Origin of the sequence: Paracoccus sulfuroxidans, from assembly GCF_007830335.1 — a bacterium.
Lineage (GTDB): Bacteria > Pseudomonadota > Alphaproteobacteria > Rhodobacterales > Rhodobacteraceae > Paracoccus > Paracoccus sulfuroxidans.
The window spans coordinates 64,042-85,058 of sequence record NZ_VLKU01000015.1 but is presented as its reverse complement, the minus strand read 5'-3'; the positions used below and the strand labels follow the sequence as shown (position 1 = coordinate 85,058).

At 63.7% G+C, this 21,017-nt stretch carries 19 protein-coding genes and 2 pseudogenes; 4 read left to right on the top strand and 17 right to left on the bottom strand.

The genetic code is table 11. The features are described 5' to 3' along the window. Positions 1-414 precede the first annotated feature (414 nt). Positions 415-699 (top strand): annotated as a pseudogene (locus tag IQ24_RS18785) (integrase core domain-containing protein); the annotation flags it as partial. A gap of 42 nt (positions 700-741) precedes the next feature. Here the strand turns inward: IQ24_RS18785 and IQ24_RS18780 are convergent. From IQ24_RS18780 to IQ24_RS18735, 10 genes are all read right to left on the bottom strand, one after another. Then, positions 742-1,461, bottom strand: coding sequence for a DUF6683 family protein (locus IQ24_RS18780; protein ID WP_145399871.1), 720 nt, complete (start codon positions 1,459-1,461; stop codon positions 742-744). A gap of 103 nt (positions 1,462-1,564) precedes the next feature. Further along, a complete protein-coding gene (pcaD, locus tag IQ24_RS18775; RefSeq protein WP_145399869.1) occupies positions 1,565-2,350 on the bottom strand; it encodes a 3-oxoadipate enol-lactonase in 786 nt (261 codons plus the stop codon). A 59-nt stretch (positions 2,351-2,409) separates the two neighbouring features. Then, complete coding sequence (locus IQ24_RS18770) at positions 2,410-3,741, bottom strand: MFS transporter (RefSeq protein WP_145399867.1); 1,332 nt, start codon at positions 3,739-3,741, stop codon at positions 2,410-2,412. A 35-nt stretch (positions 3,742-3,776) separates the two neighbouring features. Continuing rightward, complete coding sequence (benD, locus tag IQ24_RS18765) at positions 3,777-4,556, bottom strand: benzoate diol dehydrogenase BenD (RefSeq protein WP_145399865.1); 780 nt, start codon at positions 4,554-4,556, stop codon at positions 3,777-3,779. Further along, the gene (benC, locus tag IQ24_RS18760; protein ID WP_145399863.1) at positions 4,553-5,581 is read right to left on the bottom strand and encodes a benzoate 1,2-dioxygenase electron transfer component BenC; all 1,029 of its coding nucleotides are present in this window, start codon (positions 5,579-5,581) and stop codon (positions 4,553-4,555) included. Before benC ends, benD begins: the two co-directional genes overlap by 4 nt. Before the next feature lie 36 nt (positions 5,582-5,617). Next, positions 5,618-6,130: a benzoate 1,2-dioxygenase small subunit gene (benB, locus tag IQ24_RS18755; protein ID WP_145399861.1), complete on the bottom strand. Its 513-nt coding sequence runs from the start codon at positions 6,128-6,130 to the stop codon at positions 5,618-5,620. Beyond that, positions 6,127-7,497: an SRPBCC family protein gene (locus tag IQ24_RS18750; protein ID WP_145399859.1), complete on the bottom strand. Its 1,371-nt coding sequence runs from the start codon at positions 7,495-7,497 to the stop codon at positions 6,127-6,129. The genes benB and IQ24_RS18750 overlap by 4 nt, the downstream gene beginning before the upstream one ends. Before the next feature lie 251 nt (positions 7,498-7,748). Next, entirely contained in the window at positions 7,749-8,687 is a 939-nt protein-coding gene (catA, locus tag IQ24_RS18745; protein WP_145399856.1) for a catechol 1,2-dioxygenase, read from the bottom strand. Positions 8,688-8,756: 69 nt separating this feature from the next. After that, positions 8,757-9,047 (bottom strand): muconolactone Delta-isomerase, encoded by a 291-nt coding sequence (gene catC / locus IQ24_RS18740; protein ID WP_145399855.1) that lies wholly within the window; start codon positions 9,045-9,047, stop codon positions 8,757-8,759. A 1-nt stretch (position 9,048) separates the two neighbouring features. Then, positions 9,049-10,248, bottom strand: coding sequence for a muconate/chloromuconate family cycloisomerase (locus IQ24_RS18735; RefSeq protein WP_145399853.1), 1,200 nt, complete (start codon positions 10,246-10,248; stop codon positions 9,049-9,051). Between the two features lie 165 nt (positions 10,249-10,413). On the opposite strand from IQ24_RS18735, the gene IQ24_RS18730 reads away from it, so the two are divergent. Beyond that, a complete protein-coding gene (locus IQ24_RS18730) occupies positions 10,414-11,340 on the top strand; it encodes a LysR family transcriptional regulator (protein WP_145399851.1) in 927 nt (308 codons plus the stop codon). Between the two features lie 9 nt (positions 11,341-11,349). Here the strand turns inward: IQ24_RS18730 and pcaF are convergent, their stop codons facing one another. Genes pcaF through IQ24_RS18715 form a run of 3 tightly spaced genes read right to left on the bottom strand, consistent with a single transcriptional unit; the run spans position 11,350 to position 13,956 of the window. Further along, the gene (gene pcaF, locus IQ24_RS18725; RefSeq protein WP_145399849.1) at positions 11,350-12,552 is read right to left on the bottom strand and encodes a 3-oxoadipyl-CoA thiolase; all 1,203 of its coding nucleotides are present in this window, start codon (positions 12,550-12,552) and stop codon (positions 11,350-11,352) included. A 1-nt stretch (position 12,553) separates the two neighbouring features. Next, positions 12,554-13,225, bottom strand: a complete 672-nt coding sequence (locus IQ24_RS18720; protein WP_145399848.1) for a CoA transferase subunit B — start codon at positions 13,223-13,225, stop codon at positions 12,554-12,556. Beyond that, positions 13,222-13,956 (bottom strand): 3-oxoacid CoA-transferase subunit A, encoded by a 735-nt coding sequence (locus IQ24_RS18715; RefSeq protein ID WP_145399846.1) that lies wholly within the window; start codon positions 13,954-13,956, stop codon positions 13,222-13,224. Before IQ24_RS18715 ends, IQ24_RS18720 begins: the two co-directional genes overlap by 4 nt. 103 nt (positions 13,957-14,059) lie before the next feature. Between IQ24_RS18715 and IQ24_RS18710 the strand changes: the two genes are divergently transcribed. Then, positions 14,060-14,818, top strand: coding sequence for an IclR family transcriptional regulator domain-containing protein (locus tag IQ24_RS18710; protein ID WP_145399844.1), 759 nt, complete (start codon positions 14,060-14,062; stop codon positions 14,816-14,818). Positions 14,819-14,982: 164 nt separating this feature from the next. Continuing rightward, the gene (locus tag IQ24_RS18705) at positions 14,983-18,012 is read left to right on the top strand and encodes a Hint domain-containing protein (RefSeq protein ID WP_145399842.1); all 3,030 of its coding nucleotides are present in this window, start codon (positions 14,983-14,985) and stop codon (positions 18,010-18,012) included. Positions 18,013-18,400: 388 nt separating this feature from the next. Here IQ24_RS18705 and arsH read toward each other — a convergent pair. The 4 genes and pseudogenes from arsH to IQ24_RS18685 all read right to left on the bottom strand — a co-directional run. Further along, positions 18,401-19,063: pseudogene (arsH, locus tag IQ24_RS18700) on the bottom strand (arsenical resistance protein ArsH); the annotation flags it as partial. Continuing rightward, entirely contained in the window at positions 19,060-20,127 is a 1,068-nt protein-coding gene (gene arsB / locus IQ24_RS18695) for an ACR3 family arsenite efflux transporter (protein ID WP_145399838.1), read from the bottom strand. The pseudogene arsH and the gene arsB, both read right to left, overlap by 4 nt. Further along, the gene (gene arsC / locus IQ24_RS18690; RefSeq protein WP_145399836.1) at positions 20,124-20,558 is read right to left on the bottom strand and encodes an arsenate reductase (glutaredoxin); all 435 of its coding nucleotides are present in this window, start codon (positions 20,556-20,558) and stop codon (positions 20,124-20,126) included. The genes arsB and arsC overlap by 4 nt, the downstream gene beginning before the upstream one ends. A 2-nt stretch (positions 20,559-20,560) precedes the next feature. After that, on the bottom strand, positions 20,561-20,914 hold the full coding sequence (locus IQ24_RS18685) for an ArsR/SmtB family transcription factor (RefSeq protein WP_145399834.1): 354 nt from the start codon (positions 20,912-20,914) through the stop codon (positions 20,561-20,563). Positions 20,915-21,017 lie beyond the last annotated feature (103 nt).

Genomic DNA, 21,017 nt, shown 5'->3' with positions numbered 1-21,017 from the left:
GGTGTTCGAGGCGGACCGCGCACATCTCCTGCCTCTTGCCGGCCCCTTCCACGGCTTCCCCAGTGTGGCCGCATCGGTGTCGACGGCCTGCGCGAGGAGGTTGGGCATCAACAGATACTCTGTGTTGGCCATAAGGTATATTACGAGGAGGTCGGGCTGATCTCCTCCTCCGGTCGCCGGCGACTACGCAGGATCTTCGAGGATGCGATGCTGACGCGCCTGTCGCTGATCTCGCTTGGATAGGCGGCTGGCTTCTCGCTTACGGGCATCGGACAGATGCTAAGGGGGGGACGGGAACGCCCAGCATCGATCGCGAGCAATTGGTCAAGAAGGCCGACAATCTTGATCGCAAGATCCGCGAGCTTACTGCACCGCGGAAGCTCGCCCAGTAGGGGTCAGATGCAACGCTTACGGTTCATTGCTCTGGCCGTCCGGGACTGGATCAGCACGGTCGGCACAAAAATGGCTTATCTTGAGCCGGGGTCGCCTTGGGAGAATGGATATTGCGAGAGCTTTGATGCCCGGCTCCACGACGAGGTGCTGAGCGGGGAAGTCTTCTACAGCCTCGGCGCGGCGCAGATCCTGATCGAGCAATGGAGGAAGCACTACAACACGATACGCCCCCACAGCGCATTGGGCTATCGCCCAACCGCCCGGGAAACCATTGTTCCGATCGATCAAAGGCCCATCATGTACTAACTTTTATACTGGATCACTCAGGTGGGGCTGATCGCCTGAGACCTACTCAGCCTCCGCGACAGTCAAGCCGTCCTCGGTGAAGCGCACGCGGTCGGGGGATATTCCGGCGATTTCGCTGAACGCCTTGCCTGCCGCTTCGCGCATCTCGGCAATCTGCTCGGGTTGCGGATTGGCCTGAAGGTCCAGCTGGTTCAGCTGATGGATCATCCCGGCGACCACGAGCCGCTGATAATACTCGGTCCGCTGAGGCAGGGGCATTTCTCGGAATGCGTCGTCCTCGACAAGTGTATCGGCGAATTGCTGGTAAAGCGGCTGGAAGAATTCGTCGGGGAAAGGCTTGTTGGTATAGGCCGCATATGTACCCGCCAGAAAGGCCGCGATGCCGCTGGCGCTGTCATTTGCCGGCACATCAAGCTTTGCCGCGACCTCGCTGTACATCGCCAGCACCTTGGCGGCCCGTTCCTCGGTCATATCGATCTCGGCCAGATAAGGGCGCAAGGGCGTCAGATCCGTCGTTGCGGTCTCGCCCAGATCAAGCGCCTCTTTCGCCTCGGCCTCGCGACGTTCCTCGATCTCACGCTCGATGTCGTCGTTCATCATATCAATTCGCTGGTTCGTGAGGCGGTTGTTGATCTCGGTCCAGCGCTGATCCGTGAGGAAGTCGAAGCTTGACCAAGGGGCCTCATAATAGGACTGGGCGCTGGCCATGCCGAAACCGGCTGTGGTGGCAATCGCCAAGGCTGCACAAAACTGCTTGATCATCACGCTCTCTCCTCACGCTCTGCCGGCATAAGATCATAGGTGGCGGGCCCTCGGTAGAGGATATTCCTGCGCCGACCGGGCCTGTCCGGCGTGAAGGCGGAAATCAGCCTTGGATCAGGAACTTGCTGAGCGTGGCGTTGAATTGCGGGGCCGCCTCGAGGTTGACGATATGCCGACCGGGAAGAGAGACGTGGCGGCCGTTCTGTACGCCCTTGGCGATGGCCTCCAGATCGGCGGGCGGGCAGACCGGATCGTCGTCGCCGGAAATGGCCAGAACCGGCGCGCTGATCCTGCTAAGCGACGGGCGCAGGTCGGCGCCAGCCAGCGCGGCGCAGCAACCGGCGTAGCCCTCGACCGAGGTTGTAACGAAAGCCTTCAGGATTGCGTCGACCGCCTCGGGATGGGTTTGCCGGAATGTTGGGGTGAACCAGCGCTCGGCCGTGGCGGGGACCAGCGGCTGAAGGCCCTGCGCCTCGACCTCGGTCCTGCGTGTGGTCCAGCTCTCGACCGTTCCGATCCGGGCCGCCGTGGCGCAGAGGATCAGGCGGTCCAGTCGCGACGGCGCGTGAATGCCCAGCCATTGCCCGGTCAGCCCGCCGATAGAGAGGCCGCAGAAATGGCTGCGTTCAATCGACAGCGCGTCCCACAAGGCGACGACATCGCTGCCAAGATCGGAGAGGCTGTAGGGCGGGGGCGGAGTGCCCGAGCCGCTATGCCCGCGCCGGTCATAGCGCAGGACGCGAAACTCCTGCGACAGATCGGCAATCTGGGCGTCCCACATCTGCAGGTCGGTGCCCAGAGAGTTGCAGAAGGTCAGCCATGGCTTGTCGCCCTCGGCACCGTCGATGCGGTAGTGAAGGCGGTGGGTGGGCAGGGTCAGAAAAGGCATGGCATCTCTCCAGGCGTGGAAGGCCGCGCGGGGGGAACCGCGCGGCCAAAGGTTTGGTTTCAGGCAGCGGCCAGTCGCGTCGTATCGCGCGGGCCCTGATTGCTGAGGGCGAAGACCAGCATGGCGATGGCCGAGACCGCTGCCGGGATCGCGAAGATCAGGAAGTTCTGGCTGAGCGGCAGCTCCCGCGCCAGCAGCACGCCGCCAAGGGTCGGGCCGACGATGGCCCCGATCCGGCCCACGCCCGAGGCCCAGCCAAGCCCGGTCGAGCGGACCGACAGGTTGTAAAGCTGCGCGACGCTGGCATAGAGCAGGATTTGCGTGCCAATGGTGGTGGCTCCGGCGACGAAAACCAGCAGGAACAGCAGGCCCGGCGCGGGGTTGAAGCCGATCATTGCGATCGACAGGGCGGCGGCGGTAAAATAGCCGATCACCACTTTGGGCAGGCCGAAACGGTCGCCCAGCCAGCCGCCCGCAATCGCCCCGGCCATGCCGCCGAAATTCAGCGAGAACAGCGACAGAAGGCTGGCGCGCTCGGCATATCCGGCCTCTTGCAGCACTTTTGGCAGCCAGGAGGACAGCAGATAGACCAGCAGCAGGCAGCAGAAGAACGAAAGCCAAAGCATCAACGTGCGCGTCGCCCTCCCGTGCCGGAAGAGTTCCGCAATCGAGGCCGAGGCGCCCTTGACCTCATTGAAGACCAGCCGGTCTCCGGGGGCGAGGGGCGTGGCGGGGTTGATCCGGGCGAAGATGCGCTGCGCCTCCTCCTGCTTGCCCTGACGGATCAGGAAGCCGAGCGATTCCGGCAGTTTCCACAGGATCAGGGGTAGCAGCAGAAGCGGAAGGGCGGCGATGAAGAACATCGGCTTCCAGCCAAAGCTGGGGATCAGCCCGATGCCAAGGCCCGCCGCGACCATGCCGCCGACCGAATAGCCTGAAAACATCAGCGCGACCGTGGTGCCGCGCATGCGCTTGGGTGCATATTCGTTCATCAACGCGACCGCATTGGGCATCAAGCCGCCGCAGCCGAGGCCCGCGATGAAGCGGAAGATCTTGAACTGCTCGGGCGAGGTTGAAAACCCGGTCAGCAGGGTTGCCGTGGTGAACAGCGCGAAGCTGATGGCGACGCCCTTTTTGCGTCCGATCCGGTCGGCCAGTGACCCGAAGATCAGCGCGCCGAACATCATGCCAAACAGCGCCCATGCCTGCAGCGCGCCCGCTTGTGGCTTGGTCAGGCCCCATTCCGCGATCAGCGTCGGCAGCACGGTGCCTGCGACGAACACGTCATATCCGTCGACCACCAGCAGCGCGCCGCAAAGCGCGACCACCATCCATTGAAATCTGCCGAACGGGCCTTGGTCTATGGCCTCGCTCACGTCGATATCGCGCATTCTTTCTCCTCCCGTTGTTGTTGGTTTGTCTGCGATCAGCCCGTGTCGCCTCCTGCGACGGGCAGGATCGAGCCGGTGATGTAGGACGCCTCATCCGAGGCCAGAAACAGGATCGGCGCGGCCTGTTCCTCGATGGTCGCGTAGCGGTGCATGAGGGCGGATTGCTTCACCTGATCGACGACTTCGGCCATCCAGGCCTTTTCGGCAGCACTGTCGCCCTCAGCGTTGCGGGGGATGCGGCGAGGCGGTGCCTCGGTCCCGCCGGGGGCGGTGGCGACAACGCGGATGTTCCGGCCCGCCAGTTCCATCGCCAGCGATTGGGTGATCGCGTTGACGCCCCCCTTGGCCGCCGAATAGGGCACGCGGTGGATGCCGCGGGTGGCATTGGAAGACACGTTGACGATGGCGCCGCCGCCCCGCGCGAACAGATGCGGCAGCACCGCCCGGCAGCTGTAAAGCGTCGGCATCAGCGAGCGGCGGATCTCGGCGTCGATTTGCTCGGGTTCGAATTCGGCGAAGGGGCGCATGCGGATCGCGCCGCCGACATTGTTGATGAGGATGTCGATACCGCCGTACAGCCGGGCGGCGTGGCGCATTGCGGCCTCGGCGCCGTCCCAAGTCTCCAGATCGGCGGTGAAGGCTTCGGCCCCGGCCTCGGCGGCGACCTCGGCCACGAAATCGGCGCGGTCGACGAAGAGGACCTTGCCGCCCTCGGCTGCGGCGCGCAGGGCGACGGCGCGGCCGATGCCCTGCGCCGCCCCGGTCACGACGATCACCTTGCCCGCGAAGCGACCGGGGAAAACCGCGCCGCTCATGCGCTGGCCTTCAGGGGCGCGTTGGGGGTGAATTTCTCATAGTGGAAGCTGGCGGGCGTGATGCCGTTCTCGTCCAGATAGTGCCGGACGGCATCGACCATGGGGGGCGGGCCGCACAGATAGATGTCGACCTCGCCCGAGGCCAGCATGTCACCCGGCATGTGCTGGGTGACCCAGCCCTTGCGGGGATGATCCGAGGCCGGGTCGGCCACGACCGTCGCGAAGGTGAAATTCGCGAGCCGCTGGGCCTGGGCCGCAATCTGATCGACCAGCACCAGATCGGCGTCGCGCGTCGCGCCATAGATCAGGTGGATCTGGCGATTGGACCCTGCGCGCGCCAGCACCTCGAGCATCGAGAGGAAAGGCGCGAGGCCAGTGCCGCCTGCCAGAAACAGCAGCGGGCCTTCGCCGTCACGCAGATAGAAGCTGCCCATCGGCCCGGTCAGGTTCAGCCGGTCGCCGGGCTTGGCGCGCGACAGCCAGTTGCTCATCAACCCGTCGGGGATTTTCTTGATCAGAAAGCCCAAGCGCTGTTCCCCCGGCACCGAGCTGAAGGAATAGGATCGGTGATCACCGCCGCCGGGCACGTCGATATTCACATATTGCCCCGGCAGGAAGACGGGGGCGTTGTCGCCGTCCTCGGCGTCCAGTTCCAGAACCACGGCGGCATCCAGATGCGGCGCGATCCGGGCCACGGTCGCGGCAAAGCTTTGCTGGCCGGTCTTGCAGGCCTGCGAGGTCGTCGGCACCGACAGCACGCAATCCGAGGAGGGCACCATCTGGCAGGTCAAGACCAGACCAAGCGCTGCCTCATCCTCGGTCAGGGCGTCCTCGATGAAGTCTTCGCCCAGATCATAGGCACCGCTTTCGGCGCGGCATTTGCAGGTGCCGCAGACGCCGTCGGAACAATCCATCGGCAGGTTGATCTTGTTGCGAAATGCGGCGTCGAGAACCTTCTCGCCCGGCTTGCAATCGACAAAGCGGGTAATTCCGTCTTCAAAGTTCAGTGCGATGCGATAGCACATGCGCGCCTCCTCCTTGCATGGGTGCTGGGTTGGCGGTCAGACGTGATAGACGTCGATGACCTGACGGATGTAGTCGTTCTTCAGGACGATCTTCTTGGCCGCGATCCGGAGCCCGTCATCGGACTGGCGCAGGGTCACGAACATGGTGCCGAAGAACTGGTCGGTGGTCTTGTAGCGGTGGTTCAGCGTCAGGAAGTTGTAGCGGACGTCGACCTCGGTCCCGCGATCCGCGATCACCTCGACATTGATGACCGAATGACTGGTGCGGGGTTCAGGGGTCGACGCGCCCGAGCGTTCGGTCTTGATGCGGAACACCCGATCCTCCAGCCCCTCGCGGTTGGGGTAATAGATCAGGGAGATCTGCGATTGCGGGTCATCGGTGATCTGGTCGTTGTCGTCCCAGGCCGGCATCCAGTAGCTGGCATCGGGGGCATAGCAGGTCAGCCATTCATCCCATTCCCGGTCATCCAGCAGGCGCGCCTCGCGGTACAGAAAGGCGCAGATGGTGTTGTAATCGAGGCCAGTGCCAACGGTGTGATCAAGGCTCATGCTGCTTCTCCCTTGGCTTGAGCTTCGCCCGCCTTTTCGGCCGCCAGCGCATCGCGCATGACGCGGGCCCAGTATTCGTGCTGGACTACGAACAGCCCCTCATCCTCGCTGCGCTCGCCCGAGATCAGCGGGTTCAGACCCATGCGTCGAGCGTTGTCATCGGGGCCGTGGACCCACAGCGGCGCGCCACGCGACATGTCGTTCCAAAGGGGTGCGGCATAGGCGGTCTGGCAGGCACGGAATTCTTCCAGATCGTCCGACGTGCCCATGCCCGAGACGTTGAAGAAATCCTCATACTGGCGGATGCGGTTCGCCCGGTCCTCGGCGCTTTCGCCCTTGGGGCCGAAGCAGAAAATGGTCACCTCGGTCTTGTCGACAGACAGAGGGCGCACGACGCGGATCTGTGTGCTGAACTGATCCATCAGGAAGACGTTGGGATAGAGGCAGAGGTTGCGCGTCTGGTTGACGATGAAGCCTGCTTTTTCAGCGCCAAGACGCTCGGTGATCTCATCCAGGCGGTTATAGACCGGGCGGACCTCGGGGTTCGTGGTGTTGGTCCACAGAAGGATATGGCCATTTTCGAAGCCATAGACACCGGCGACGGATTTGCTCCAGCTATTGGCGTCCACCGCCTTGGTGCCGGTTTCGCTGCGGCGGTCCATCGTGGTCGCATAATTCCAGTGGACCGAGCTGACGTGATAGCCGTCGCAGCCGTTCTCCATCTGCAGCTTCCAGTTGCCGTCATAGATGTAGGAGGAATTGCCGCGCAGAACCTCCAGCCCCTCGGGGGCCTGATCGACGATCTGGTCGATGATGATGGTGCTTTCGCCCAGATATTCCGTCAGGGGCGCGACATCGGGGTTCAGGCTGCCGAACAGGAAGCCGCGATAGCTTTCGAAGCGGGCAACGCGGGTCAGGTCATGCGAGCCGTCCTTGCCGAACTGGTCGGGATATTGCGTGGTCTTGGCATCCTTGACCTTCAGAAGCTTGCCGGTATTGGCAAAGGTCCAGCCGTGGAACGGGCAGGTGAAGCTGCCCTTGTTGCCCTGTTTGCGGCGGCACAGCATCGCGCCCTTATGGGCACAGGCATTGATCACCGCGTTCAGCGTACCGGTCTTGTCGCGGGTGATGACCACCGGCTGACGGCCGATCCAGGTGGTGTAGTAATCGTTGATCTCGGGGATCTGGCTTTCATGCGCCAGATAGACCCAGTTGCCTTCGAAGATGTGCTTCATCTCCAGCGCATAGAGGTCTTCATTGGTGAAGATGTCGCGGCGGCAGCGAAACAGTCCGGCCTCGGCATCGTCCTGCACCGCGACCGCCAGCAGGTGATCCAGATCGCGGGCCTTTTCGATGATTGCAGACATATGAGTTCTCCCTTCAGGGGCAGCGCGGGTCGGCGCCGGTTCCCCGGTGATGGTTGAGATTGCAGGGTCGTGGGCGCTGGGGCCGAGGGTTGCCCCTCAAGGCGCCTCGGCGCGTGGGAATGCGTCTTGGGCGTCAGCTGTGGCGCCGGTGGTCAGCGGCAGGGCTGCCGTGAGGACCGCAGTAGGGAAGCGTCGTGGAAGGGGCGGGGCGCTTTCGAAGCATTGCGCCCCGCTGTAGGCTGTCGTCGCGGTCAGGCCGCAGCGCGCCTGCGCTGTTCATTGACCTGATTGTCCAGACCTTCGACCAGAGCGGTCAGGTGGATGTCAAAACTGATCTCGGCGAAGGGACCGTTCAGGCCATTGGCCTTGATGCTTTCCGCATCCGTCCGCTCGATCACCGAGGGCACCAGCCCTTCGCGGGTCGCATAGGCGAAGTCGTCGTTGATCAGCGGATCGCCCTCGATATTGATCTGGGTGGTCAGCTTGCGGTGATCGTCGGCGCTGATGAAGAAGTGGATATGCGCCGGGCGCTGGCCGTGGCGGCCAAGGGCGGTCAGCAGCTTCTCGGTCGGGCTGCCGGGGGGGACGCCATAGCCGCTGGGCAGGATGCTTTGAAATTTGTAGCGGCCGTTTTCATCGGCGATGATCGTGCGGCGCATGTTGAAGGGCTGCTGCTGGCCGGTCGGATCGAAGTGCGAATAGAAGCCACGGGTGTCGCAATGCCAGACCTCGACCTTGGCGCCGGGCAGGGGCTTGCCGTCCGCGCCGTGAACGGTGCCATGCATGATCAGCGTATGGCCATTGGTGTCGGTGCCGTCATCCAGTCGGGCATAGCCCAGGGCCTCGGGGGCACCGGCGACGTAAAGCGGGCCTTCGATGGTGCGGGGCGTCGGGTTCTCGATCCCGAGCGATGCGTCGATCGCATCCAGCCGCTCGTCGATGAAGTGATCGACCCCAAGCCCGGGCGAGACGAGGCCCGCCTGACCGGCCGCACCCAGATCATTCAGCCAAGCGACGCCGGTCCAGTATTCGTCGGGGGTGATGTTCAGATCGTCGATGGCCTTGAACAGGTCCGACATCAGGCGGTGCATGATCTCCTTCATGCGCGGATTGCCGTCGCTGGAGTTCAGGCCGCTGAGTTCTTTCAGGAACGCCTGCACGTCGGGACGGTCGAAAATCGTCACGTTCATTTACTTCTCCTCCTGGATTCGCTTGGAAACTGGGCGGGGCGGCTCACTCTCCGTCCCTTCGGGGCTTGATTAGCTGTCGTCGTCCCTGATCGCGGATGGATGGCGCAGCAGGGGGGTCACCTTGATCTCCATGAAGGGAAACAAGGGCAGACCGGACAGGATCTGATGCAGCTCGGCATTGTCCTGAACGTCGAAGATGCTGATGTTCGCGTACTGCCCGGCGACCCGCCAGATGTGACGCCATTTGCCCTGGCGCTGCAGATCCTGCGAATAGGCCTTCTCGCGGGCGAGGACTTGAGTCCGTTCGTCCTCGGGCAGATCGCGCGGGATCTTCACGTCCATGACCACTTGATACAGCATGTTACACCTTTCCGCCGGTCAGGCTGATGGTCTTGCGGATGCCGTCGCGGGCGAAGAAGGCCACGCGGTCCTCATCCAGCGTCACGCCAAGCCCGGCTCCGCTTGGCACGGTCAGCTCGAACTCGCTGTAATCCAGCGGCTCGGTCAGGATTTCCTCGGTCAGCAGCAGGGGGCCGAACAGTTCCGTGCCCCGTTGCAGATGCGCGAAGGTCGAAAACGTGTGGGCCGAGATCACCGTGCCGACCGCGCCTTCCAGCATCGTGCCGCCGTAAAGTTCGATCCCGGCGGCATCGGCGATGGTCGCCACGCGCTGGGCATTATAGGCGCCGCCGCTTTGCTCGAGTTTGACGGCGAAGACGTCGGCGCCCTGCACGCGGGCCAGCTCGAAGGCACTTTCGGGGCCGGTCAGCGCCTCATCGGCCATCAGCGCGACCGGGAAGCGTCGCACCAGCCGGGCGAGGGCCGCGGTCGAGGCGACGGGCTGCTCCACCAATTCGCAACCGACATCGGCCAGCGCGGCCATGCCGAAGGCAGCTTCGCCCTCGGACCAAGCCATGTTCACATCGACGCGCACCGATGCCCGGTCGCCAAGCGCCGCCTTGATCGCGGCGACATGGGCAATATCCTCGCGGACCCCACGCGCGCCGATCTTTAGCTTGAAGATGCGGTGGCGGCGCAGGTCCAGCATCTGCTCGGCCTCGGCAATGTCGCGGGCGGTCTCGCCCGAGGCCAACGTCCAGGCGACCGGCAAGCGGTCCCGGCGGCGTCCGCCCAGAAGCTCGCTGACCGGCAGGCCAAGGCGCTTGCCCTGCGCATCCAGCAGCGCGGTCTCGACCGCCGATTTGGCGAAGCGGTTCTCGCGCACCATCTGGCCGACGCGGGCCATCAGGGCCTGCACCCGCGTCGCATCCTGACCGATCATCACCGGCGCGAACCAGGTGTCGATATTGGTCTTCATGCTTTCCGGGCTTTCACCGCCATAGGCCAGACCGCCGATGGTGGTGCCTTCGCCGGTGCCGGTGATGCCGTCGCTGCAATGGACACGCACCAGCATCAGCACTTGTCCGTTCATGGTCGCGACCGACAGTTTGTGCGGCCGGATGGTCGGCAGATCGAGGATCACCGTCTCGATCCCCGTCACAACGGGGGCAGCGGCGGTGGCGGCGGTCGATCTGGCAAAGGGGGCATGTGATTTGTTCATAGGGACAGAGTGCATCCGGGTAAGGCGCTGCGTCCAAGATCATTTGCGTTTACCACGATACCTTCAGGGTATAGTCTGGATGAATGGGTCAACAATCAGCCACTTGGTGGCCTTTGGGATACCTGAGAAAGATGTGATTCAGGCGATTGACGACGGAGGGCAGGGGTGGATCTGCGACAGTTGCGATACTTTGTGGCCGTCGCGCGCGAGCGGAATTTCACCCGCGCCGCCGAGATTCTGCATATCGCGCAACCGCCGCTGAGCCGTCAGATCCAGCTGCTGGAGGAAGAGCTGGGCGTAGCGCTGATCCTCCGCAAAAGCCGCCCGATCAAGCTGACCGATGCGGGGCGTCTGTTCTATGAACAGGCGTTGCAGGTGCTGGGGCGGGTCGATCAGCTAAAGGATGCGACGCGCCGGGTGGGGATGAACCGCAACCGGCTTTTGTCCATCGGCTTTGTGGCCTCGACCCTTTACGGCGGCCTGCCGGTTCTGGTCAGACGCCTGCGCCAGAGCGTGCCGGAACTGGACATCCAGCTGCTGGAACTGGTCTCGATCCAGCAGATCCCGGCGTTGAAGGAAGGGCGGATCGACATTGGCTTCGGTCGCCTGAAGCACAGCGACCCGAATGTGACCAGCACCGTGTTGCGAGAGGAGCGGCTGGTGGCGGCGCTGCCCGAAGGCACGCCGCTGGCCGACACCGATGCGCCCCTGCCGATCGAGGCCATCGCTGGTCAGAAGCTGATCGTCTATCCCAAAGAGCCGCGCCCCAGCTATGCCGATCAGGTGCTGGCGCTGCTGCAAGAGGCGGACATCCACCCCAGCGAGGTGCTGGAGGTGCGCGAGATTCAGACCGCCCTTGGCCTTGTTGCGGCAGCCTCGGGCATCTGCATCATTCCGTCATCGGCGCGGCAGATGCGCTCGGACGTGCGCTATCGCGTGATCGACAGCCCAAGGGCGGTCTCGCCGGTCATTCTCAACCACCGCGCGGGCGATTCCTCGCATTACGTCGAGATGGTCAAGAACCTGATCCAAGAGATGTATGCCGAAAACCCGGCCTGGCTTGAGGCGAACAACGTCCGTCCGCCCCGATAGCCGCTGGCCTCAGACACGCTCAAGCGCCACGGCAATGCCTTGGCCCACGCCGATGCACATCGTCGACAGCGAGCGCTTGCCGCCCGTGCGCAGCAGTTCCAGCGCGGCGGTGCCGGTGATGCGCGCGCCCGACATGCCCAGGGGGTGACCAAGCGCAATCGCGCCGCCATTCGGGTTCACGCGTGGGTCGTCATCGGCAATCCCAAGATCGCGCAGCGTGGCGAGGCCCTGCGAGGCGAAGGCCTCGTTCAGTTCGATCACATTGAAATCGGCTGGCGTCAGACCCAACCGCGCCATCAGCTTTTTCGAGGCCGGAGCAGGGCCAAAGCCCATGATGCGCGGAGCGACGCCTGCCGCGGCACCGCCCAGAACCCGGGCAATCGGCGTCAGCCCATACCGCTTGGCCGCCGCCTCGGAGGCAAGGATCAGCGCCGCCGCCCCGTCGTTCACGCCCGAGGCATTGCCCGCCGTCACGCTGCCGCCCTTGCGGAACGGGGCTTTCAGGCCCGCCAGCACCTCAAGCGTGGTTTCGCGCGGATGCTCGTCCCGCTCGACCAGCTTCGGCTCGCCTTTGCGCTGCGGGATGCTGACCGGGGTGATCTCTTGCGCGAGCCTTCCATTGGCCTGCGCCGCCGCCGCCTTCTGCTGCGAGCGCAGCGCGAACGCGTCTTGATCTTCGCGGCTGATGGCGAAATCCTCGGCGACGTTTTCCGCCGTCTCGGGCATGCTGTCGACGCCGTATTGCGCCTCCATCAGCGGGTTCACGAAGCGCCAGCCGATGGTCGTGTCATAGACCGCGTTGCTGCGGCTGAAGGCGCTTTCGGCCTTGGGCATGACGAACGGCGCGCGCGACATCGACTCGACCCCGCCCGCGATCATCAGATCGGCCTCGCCTGCCTTGATCGCGCGGGCGGCAGCGATGATCGCATCCATGCCCGAGCCGCAGAGGCGGTTGATCGTCGTGCCCGAGACCTCGACCGGCAGCCCCGCCAGAAGCGAGGACATGCGGGCGACGTTGCGATTGTCCTCGCCCGCCTGATTGGCGCAGCCATAGATCACGTCATCGACGGCCTGCCAGTCGACGCCCGCGTTCCGCTCCATCAGGGCGCGCAGGGGGATGGCCCCCAGATCATCGGCGCGGACCGAGGACAGCGCGCCACCAAATCGGCCAATGGGCGTGCGGATATAATCGCAGATGAAAACCTCGTTCATGTCACACCTCGGGCACGATCAGATCGGCCACGTCGCCCTGAAGATGCAGGGGCGCGCCAGTCAGCGATTGGAGTTCGTCAAAGGACAGCGCGGGCAGCTTTTCCCGCAGCACGAAGCGGCCACCCTCGACATCGACGACCGCCAGCGAGGTATAGATGCGGGTCACGCAGCCGACGCCGGTCAGGGGCAGGGTGCAGCTTTCAAGCAGCTTCGGCTTGCCGTCCTTGGTGACGTGATCGGTGATGACCGCGACGCGTTTCGCGCCATGGACCAGATCCATCGCACCGCCCACGGCGGGCACGCCCTTCGGGCCGGTGGACCAGTTCGCCAGATCGCCGTTTTGCGCGACCTGATAGGCGCCAAGGATCGCCACATCCAGATGACCGCCGCGCACCATCGCAAAGCTGTCAGCGTGGTGAAAGAAGGCCGTGCCGGGCTTCAGCGTGACCGCTTTCTTGCCCGCATTGATCAGATCCCAGTCTTCCTCGCCCGGCGCGGGTGCCTCGCCAAAGCCGAGGATGCCGTTTTCCGTGTGAAAGATCGCCTGCCGCCCCTCGGGCTGGAAGCGGGCGACCATTTCGGGATAGCCGATCCCCAGGTTCACATAGGCCCCGTCATGGATGTCCTGCGCGGCGCGCCAGGCAATTTGGGCGTTCGAAAGCTTGCTGGTCATGCTGGCACCTGCGGATGATGGGCGTTGGCGCGGTTGAGGTCTTCTTCCTGCGCGGGGTTCGGGACCGACACGACGGCGTCGATGAAGATGCCGGGCGTCACGACCGCCTCGGGGTCGATGCCGCCGGGCGTGACCACCTGGCTGACCTGCGCGACCGAGCGGGTCGCGGCCATCGCCATCAGGGGGGCGAAGTTCCGTGCCGCCATGCGATAGGTCAGGTTGCCCAGATGATCCCCGACCTCGGCCTTGATCAGCGCGACATCGGCCTTCAGCCAGCGTTCCTGTACGTAAGAACGGCCCTCGAACTCGGCCACGGGTTTGCCCTTGGCCAGATCGGTCCCGAAGCTGGTCGGCGTATAGAAGGCGGGGATGCCCGCGCCGCCTGCGCGGATGCGTTCGGCCAGCGTGCCCTGCGGGACCAGCTCCAGCTCGATCTCTCCGGCAAGGTAGCGCTCGGTGAAGGCGCGGGGATCGGCCGAGCGGGGGAAGGAACAGATCATCTTCGTGACCATGCCCTGCTCGATCATCGCGGCAATGCCGACATGGCCGTTGCCCGCATTGTTGTTGATGACGGTCAGCGCCTTCGGGCTGCCGGTCTCCAGATAGCGGTCGATCAGGGCGTGGATCAGCTCGATCGGGGCACCCGATCCGCCGAACCCGCCGATCATCACCGTCGCACCGTCGGGGATATCCGCGACTGCTTCGGTCAGACTGGAAATGCGCTTGTCCATGAATGCTCCTCCGTTGGAGTATGCTTAGGCCCAAGCTGCGGCGCGCGACAGAGATTTCGTGCGCATGTTGACATTTGTTCGATGAGTGAATTTTACTGTTCGCATGGCGAACAAGACAGACACCATCGGATCATTGGCCAAGGGCCTGAGCGTGATCGAGGCCTTTCGGGCCGAACAGCCGCGCATGTCGATCTCCGACGTGTCCGCAGCGACGGGGCTGGACCGGGCAACCGCGCGGCGCTGCCTGCTGACGCTGCATGAGCTGGGCTATGCCGATTACGACGGCAAGTTCTTCACCCTGACGGCCCGGGTCCTGCGCTTGGGCATGGGCGCGCTGGCCGCGATGCCTTTGGCGCAGATGGTGCAGCCCTGGCTGGATCAACTGTCCGAGCGGATCGGGCAATCCACCTCGGTCTCGATCCTCGACGGGACCGAGATCGTCTATCTGGCCCGCGCGGCGCAGCGGCGGGTGATGTCCATCGGTCTGATGCCCGGATCGCGGCTGCCCGCGCATTGCACCTCGATGGGGCGGGTGCTGCTGGCCGCGCTGCCCCCGGATGAGGCGAGGGCGATTGTCGAGGCCTCGGACCTGACGCCACGCACCCCCTTCAGCCTGACCGACCCGGCCGAGATCATGGCCCGCATCGAGGCCGCGCGCCGCGACGGCTACGCGGTGATCGATCAGGAGGTCGAGCTTGGCCTGCGTTCAATCGCGGTGCCGCTTTATTCGGTACATGGCCGCGTCATGGCCGCGCTCAATACCGGCGTGGCCGCCGTGCAGACTGACGCGGGCGATCTGGCCGCGATGTATCTGGAGCCGCTTCTGAAAGTGCAGGAGGGGTTGCGCCGCGTTCTGAGGTGAGCCTTCATTGCCGCACGCGGCTGTGGTGCGGGAGAAGGATCCGCAATGAAAGTACCGTTACAACGCTACGTTGTTTAGAAACGTAGGCATATGCTTATATCTTGCGCCGCCGATAAGCGCTAAATGTATACCTGAACTCCAGCGCAAATTTACGGTAGGCACAGGTGGCATTCGGTTATCGGGTTACCCTCGGCAGCGACAATTCTGCCTGGACGGGAGACAGAATAGACCTCACGGCCAGCGAGTTCACCCCTGGCCTCTCGGCCACTGCGGCGGCAGGCGGGGCGAGTTCCACGGTCGGTGGCGCGACGTGGAAAATCACGGGTACGCTGGCCGATGGCACGACCGTGACCAATCAGATCATGGGTGGCATCTTCCAGACCGATGCCAGCGGCGCGCTGTATTTCGTGCCCGACGATCCCGTCGCCAGCATCAGCGCTGCCGTCGTTGACACCTCTCCGGTCTACACGCTCAAAGAGACCGTGCTGGGCAGTGGCAATGACACCTTTGGGTCACCCACCATGACCTCGGCCACCCCGGATGTCATCTATGCCGGGGACGGAAACGATCTGATCTATTCCGGCGCCATAAACGGGCCCGGCGCGGCGCAGGACCATGACGTCATCTATGGCGGTGCCGGGAATGACAGGCTTTATGCGCAGGGCGGCGTTGATCGTCTGTCCGGAGGTGCCGGCGACGACTACATCGAGGGTGGCTACGGTGGCGATATCGCCGATTACTCGGCGGCGACCGGCAATTTGAATATCAAGTTGCCGCCATGGGGTGGCACAGACTTCACGGATGAGCAGACCGGCGGTCAGGGAAAGGACCATCTGATCGGCATCGATGGCATCATCGGGGGCAGAGGCAATGACACCCTGATAGGCTATGACACCGCCGGAACCGATCCGGATGGGTCCATTTTTACCAATTATTTCGATGGTGGCGCTGGCAACGATTCCATCGACGGTGCTGGAGGAAGTGACTTTCTGTTCGGTGGCACCGGCAATGATATCATCATTGGCGGCGTGGGCGGGAACAGGGTCAGCTTCAACGACACCATCACGGTCTATGAAGATCAGATCTTTGGCGGCGCGGGCGATGACATTCTCTACGGCGATGACGTCGACGGGACCAATGCCGGGGGCGGGGACGACCTCATTCAGGGCGGCGCGGGCAATGACAGGATCATTGCCGGTGCAGGCCATGATGTCGTCTTTGGTGGCGACGGCAATGACACAATCTATGGAGACAGTACTGTCGCCGGAGGCTCGCCAGCCGGAAACGATACGATCTACGGCGGCGATGGCAATGACCTGATCCAAAGCGGCCTCGGTGACGACCTGGTCTACGGCGGCACCGGCAATGACAACATCACCAACAACGGTGGCCGCGACACCATCTATGGCGATGCGGGCAACGACATCATCTATTCGGCTGGCTCCGGCGTCGTCCATGGCGGTGACGGCGACGACATGATCCAGGCAAACGCGGGGAATTCCGCCTCGCTTTATGGAGATGCCGGCAACGACAACATGATCGGCCATAGTACCACCAATGACCTGATGTTCGGTGGTGACGGCGACGATGTCCTGACGGGGAATGGCGGGAATGACACGCTGTCCGGTGATGCCGGGAATGACAGGATCTATGGTTATGCCGACAACGATCTGATTGATGGCGGGACTGGCGACGACAGCCTTTACGGCGATAGCGGCAATGACACCGTCCATGGCGGTGACGGCAATGATCTGGTCTATGGCGACTCCAGCTCGCCCGGACAGCCCAATACAGGCAACGACCTGCTGACCGGCGGCGCTGGCAACGACACCATGGTCGGCGGGCGCGGAAGTGACACCATCGATGGTGGTGCCGATGACGACAGGATCTACGGCGACGACACGCTGGGAACCGACACGCTCGGCGGGGCGGATTCCATTTCAGGCGGTGCGGGCAACGACTTCATTCTGGCCGGGTTCGGAAACGACACCGTCGACGGCGGCGCGGATAGTGACACGATCCTGGGGGGCGAAGGCAACGACCTGCTTCACGGCGGGGATGGCGCTGACGAGCTGCAGGGCGGCACGGGCAATGACGCGCTTTATGGCGATGCAGGCAACGACCTGATTTTCGGCGGCACGGGGGCCGATACGATCTACGGCGGCGCCGGGAATGACATCATCCATGGCGGAGACAGCGCGACCGGAGACGAGGACAACGCCGGCGACCTTCTGAACGGCGGCGAAGGTTTCGACATTTTCCATGTCGGGAATGGCGATACGATTGACGATTTCAACACCGGCGCCGGGCAGGACTTCGGCGATGGCGTCAGAGAGAACAACGATTTCGTCAATCTGGGCCGCTACTACAACCAGACCAATCTGGACATCATCAACGCAACCCGGGTGGCAAACGGGCTGAAGCCCTATGTGACTCCGCTGGGCTGGATGCGTGCCGATCAGGCCGATGGGGTGCTGAACGACATCTCGACGGCGAACGGTTTTGCCAATGGCATGACGGTGACGATCCGGAACGGCGGCAGCGCCATCGCCGGCCGCGACCTGACCTGGGACAACACGGATGTCGTGTGCTTCGCGGCCGATGCGCTGATCGAGACGGTCGAGGGGCCGGTCCGCGCCGGAGACCTGAGCGTGGGTGATCTGGTGCACACCGCAGATGCCGGGCTGCAGCCGATCCGCTGGATCGGACGTCGCCGCCTTGGCGCGGCCGAGTTGGAGGCGCATCCCAACCTGCGTCCCATCCGCATCCGCGCGGGCGCCCTTGGGCAGAACCTGCCCTCCCGCGATCTGGTCGTCTCACCGCAGCACCGGATGCTGGCGCGGTCCCGCATCGCGCAGCGCATGTTCGGCACCGATGAGATTCTGGTGGCGGCCAAGCAATTGCTGCAGCTGAAGGGCTTTGATATCGCCTCCGATCTGGCCGAGGTGACCTATGTGCACTTCCTGTTCGACGCGCATCAGATCGTTTTCGCGAATGGCGCGCCCAGCGAGTCGCTCCACACCGGCGCAGAGGCCCTGAAAGCGGTCGGTGAGGCGGCGGTGGCGGAGATCTACCAGCTGTTCCCGGAACTCCGTTCTGACACGCGCGAGCCTGCGCGGCTGCTGGCACCGGGTCGCATGGCCCGAAAGCTTGCCCAGCGGCATATGCAGAATGGACGGAACCTTCTGAGTTGAGGCTTAGCTAAGTTTCGGGGCGATGCCGCAGTTCCCCGGGGCTGTGGCGCCCCGAGGTGAGCTTGCAGTGCAGGGATCACGTGTCGCAGAGCGCGATCTGGCGCTTTAGCGGGGGCGCGAGAGGGAGCAGCGATGACATTGCTCAGTTTTATCGCGCGCTGTTCCAGCGCCGAGGCAAGTGCTCCATGAAGCCGAGGGCCTTATCAGCGCCTCGCTCGGTTAATAGTTGCAATCAACTCGCCCCACACCCGCAACCCACCGCGCCGGCATTCTTGGCTTCCTCATCCTGCTTACAGCAAGCGTCGATTCTGGCTTTCGCCGGACCGCCGCAGCAGGAGGCGGGCGTCTCGATGATCTGTTCCCGCGCAAGCGTAGCGTCAATCGGCAAGGCCTCTTTCCGCTCGGAATAACGGTCGACCAGATGTGTGGCGTGGTCGCGGGTCAGCAGCGTAAAGCGCACCAGTTCCTCCATCACATCGACGATCCGGTCGTAATAGCTTGAGGGACGCATGCGGCCTGCCTCATCGAACTCGTCATAGGCTTTGGCGACCGAAGATTGGTTCGGGATGGTCAGCATCCGCATCCAGCGCCCGAGCACGCGCATCTGATTGACCGCATTGAAGCTTTGCGATCCGCCCGAGACCTGCATGACGGCCAGCGTCCGCCCTTGCGTCGGACGGATGGCGCCCATGCTCAGCGGGATCCAGTCGATCTGCGATTTCATGACGCCGGTCATCGCGCCGTGACGTTCGGGGCTGGTCCAGACTTGCCCTTCGGACCAGAGGCACAGTTCGCGCAGCTCCTGCACCTTCGGGTGATCGGCGGCGGCATCATCGGGCAGGGGCAGGCCATTGGCGTGAAAAACCCGCGTCTCGCAGCCGAAATGCTGGAGGATGCGTTCAGCCTCCAGCGTCGCGAAGCGCGAATAGGACCGTTCGCGGAGCGAGCCGTAAAGCAGCAGAATACGCGGCGGATGGGTCGAACGCGGAACGATGGGCAGGTCCGGGCGGCGATCTGCGGCGGGGGACAGGTTTGGCAGATCGGGGATCATGCGCGGATCTCCTTCAAGGCGTTGTCTTCGGGAAACCAGTTCGCGCCAAGGCGCAGCGCGACATTGACGAGCAGGATCAGCACCGGCACCTCGACCAGCGGCCCGATGACGGCGGCGAAGGCTACGGGCGAGGCGAGGCCGTAAGCGGCAATCGCGACCGCAATCGCCAATTCGAAATTATTGCCCGCCGCGGTGAAGGCGATGGCGGTGGTGCGGGGATAGTCCTTGGCGATCAGCCGCCCCAAAGCGAAGCTGACAAGGAACTGGATCAAGAAATAAAGCACCAGCGGCACCGCGATCCGCGCGACATCGAGCGGCAGGCGCACGACCTCTCCGCCCTTCAGGCTGAACATCGCGACGATGGTGAAAAGAAGTGCTGCAAGCGTGATCGGGCTGATTTTTGGTAAGAACACGTCTTGATACCACGCGGCGCCCTTGCGACCGACCAGCACGCGGCGGGTCAGATAACCGGCGAGGAAGGGGATGCCGAGATAGATCAGCACGGCCTCGGTCACTGTCCAGAAGCCTACGTCGATGACACTGCCTTCAAGCCCGAAAAGCGGCGGCAGGACGGTCAGAAAGAACCACGCATAGGTCGAGAAAAACAGGATCTGGAAGATCGAATTGAAGGCGACGAGCCCCGCGACATATTGGTTGTCGCCGCGCGCGAGCTGGTTCCAGACCAGCACCATCGCGATGCAGCGGGCGAGGCCGATTAGGATCAACCCGGTCATATATTCCGGCTGATCGCGCAGGAAAATAACCGCCAGAACGAACATCAGCACCGGCCCGATCAGCCAGTTCTGGACCAGCGACAGGACCAACACGCGCTTGTCGGCGAAGACCTGCGGCAGTTCCTCATATCGGACTTTCGCAAGCGGCGGATACATCATCAGGATCAGGCCGATGGCAATCGGGATATTGGTTGAGCCGATGGTCATCGCATTCAGCGCCTCGGGCAGGCCGGTGAAGACGGTGCCGAGCAGGATGCCAAGCGCCATCGCCGCGAATATCCACAACGTCAGGTAACGGTCGAGGAAGGACAGGCGGGCGCGGGCAGTCATTCCTGCGCCCCCGAGGTAACGCGATGGCCTTGGGCATCGACCACCGCCTCGCCGTCTTCCTTGGTGAAAGCGGCTTGTTGTGGCGGCAGCAGGTCCAGCACCAGTTCCGACGGCCGGCAGAGGCGAACGCCTTTCGGGCTGACCACGACGGGACGGTTCATCAGGATCGGATGGGCGACCATAGCGTCCAGCAAATCGTCATCGGACAGGGCGGGATCGCCTAGGCCAAGCTCGCCATAAGGCGTCCCCTTTTCGCGCAGCAGATCGCGGGTCGAAATGCCCATGCGGGCGATCAGCGCCTCAAGCATGGCGCGCGAGGGCGGGGATTTCAGATATTCGATGACATGCGGCTCAACCCCCGCATTGCGGATCATCGCCAGCACATTGCGCGAGGTGCCGCAGTCCGGGTTGTGATAGATAATGACGTCCATGATCAGTCCTTCGCAGGTTCGCCGCAGGCGCAGCTCAGCGCCGCGACAGCCGGGGCGCAGATTTCGGGATGACCTTGGCAGCAGTCCCTCATCAGAAAACCGACCAGCCCCGCCAAGGCCGGATAGATCGCGCTGTAGATGATGAAGCGCCCCACGCGGCGCGACTGGACTAGCCCGGCATGTTCCAGATGGGTCAGGTGGAAAGAGAGCCGCGAGGTGGTCGCGCCGCCCAGAGCCTCTCCGATGGCGCCGGCAGCCATTCCCTCGGGGCCCGCCTGAACCAGCAGGCGCACGACACGCAGCCGGGTCTCCTGCGACAGAGCTGCAAAGGCCGCAAGGGCCAGCTCTTCATCCATCGAATCAACTCCTCAATAGTTATTGACTTGATAGATCGATGCAGCGCCGCCATCAATATCTTTCGCGACCGGGTGTGGCGATCTGGCGGTCCCGATCTGTCGC

Excerpts from the sequence above, each read along its gene's own strand:
- arsB (WP_145399838.1), bottom strand. The coding sequence starts at position 20,127 with ATGACTGCCCGCGCCCGCCTGTCCTTCCTCGACCGTTACCTGACGTTG.
- benD (WP_145399865.1), bottom strand. The coding sequence starts at position 4,556 with ATGAGCGGCGCGGTTTTCCCCGGTCGCTTCGCGGGCAAGGTGATCGTC.
- IQ24_RS18720 (WP_145399848.1), bottom strand. The coding sequence starts at position 13,225 with ATGACCAGCAAGCTTTCGAACGCCCAAATTGCCTGGCGCGCCGCGCAG.
- arsC (WP_145399836.1), bottom strand. The coding sequence starts at position 20,558 with ATGGACGTCATTATCTATCACAACCCGGACTGCGGCACCTCGCGCAAT.
- IQ24_RS18780 (WP_145399871.1), bottom strand. The coding sequence starts at position 1,461 with ATGATCAAGCAGTTTTGTGCAGCCTTGGCGATTGCCACCACAGCCGGT.
- IQ24_RS18735 (WP_145399853.1), bottom strand. The coding sequence starts at position 10,248 with ATGAACAAATCACATGCCCCCTTTGCCAGATCGACCGCCGCCACCGCC.
- benB (WP_145399861.1), bottom strand. The coding sequence starts at position 6,130 with ATGAGCCTTGATCACACCGTTGGCACTGGCCTCGATTACAACACCATC.
- benC (WP_145399863.1), bottom strand. The coding sequence starts at position 5,581 with ATGTGCTATCGCATCGCACTGAACTTTGAAGACGGAATTACCCGCTTT.
- IQ24_RS18715 (WP_145399846.1), bottom strand. The coding sequence starts at position 13,956 with ATGGACAAGCGCATTTCCAGTCTGACCGAAGCAGTCGCGGATATCCCC.
- IQ24_RS18710 (WP_145399844.1), top strand. The coding sequence starts at position 14,060 with ATGGCGAACAAGACAGACACCATCGGATCATTGGCCAAGGGCCTGAGC.
- IQ24_RS18685 (WP_145399834.1), bottom strand. The coding sequence starts at position 20,914 with ATGGATGAAGAGCTGGCCCTTGCGGCCTTTGCAGCTCTGTCGCAGGAG.
- pcaD (WP_145399869.1), bottom strand. The coding sequence starts at position 2,350 with ATGCCTTTTCTGACCCTGCCCACCCACCGCCTTCACTACCGCATCGAC.
- catA (WP_145399856.1), bottom strand. The coding sequence starts at position 8,687 with ATGAACGTGACGATTTTCGACCGTCCCGACGTGCAGGCGTTCCTGAAA.
- catC (WP_145399855.1), bottom strand. The coding sequence starts at position 9,047 with ATGCTGTATCAAGTGGTCATGGACGTGAAGATCCCGCGCGATCTGCCC.
- IQ24_RS18750 (WP_145399859.1), bottom strand. The coding sequence starts at position 7,497 with ATGTCTGCAATCATCGAAAAGGCCCGCGATCTGGATCACCTGCTGGCG.
- IQ24_RS18770 (WP_145399867.1), bottom strand. The coding sequence starts at position 3,741 with ATGCGCGATATCGACGTGAGCGAGGCCATAGACCAAGGCCCGTTCGGC.
- pcaF (WP_145399849.1), bottom strand. The coding sequence starts at position 12,552 with ATGAACGAGGTTTTCATCTGCGATTATATCCGCACGCCCATTGGCCGA.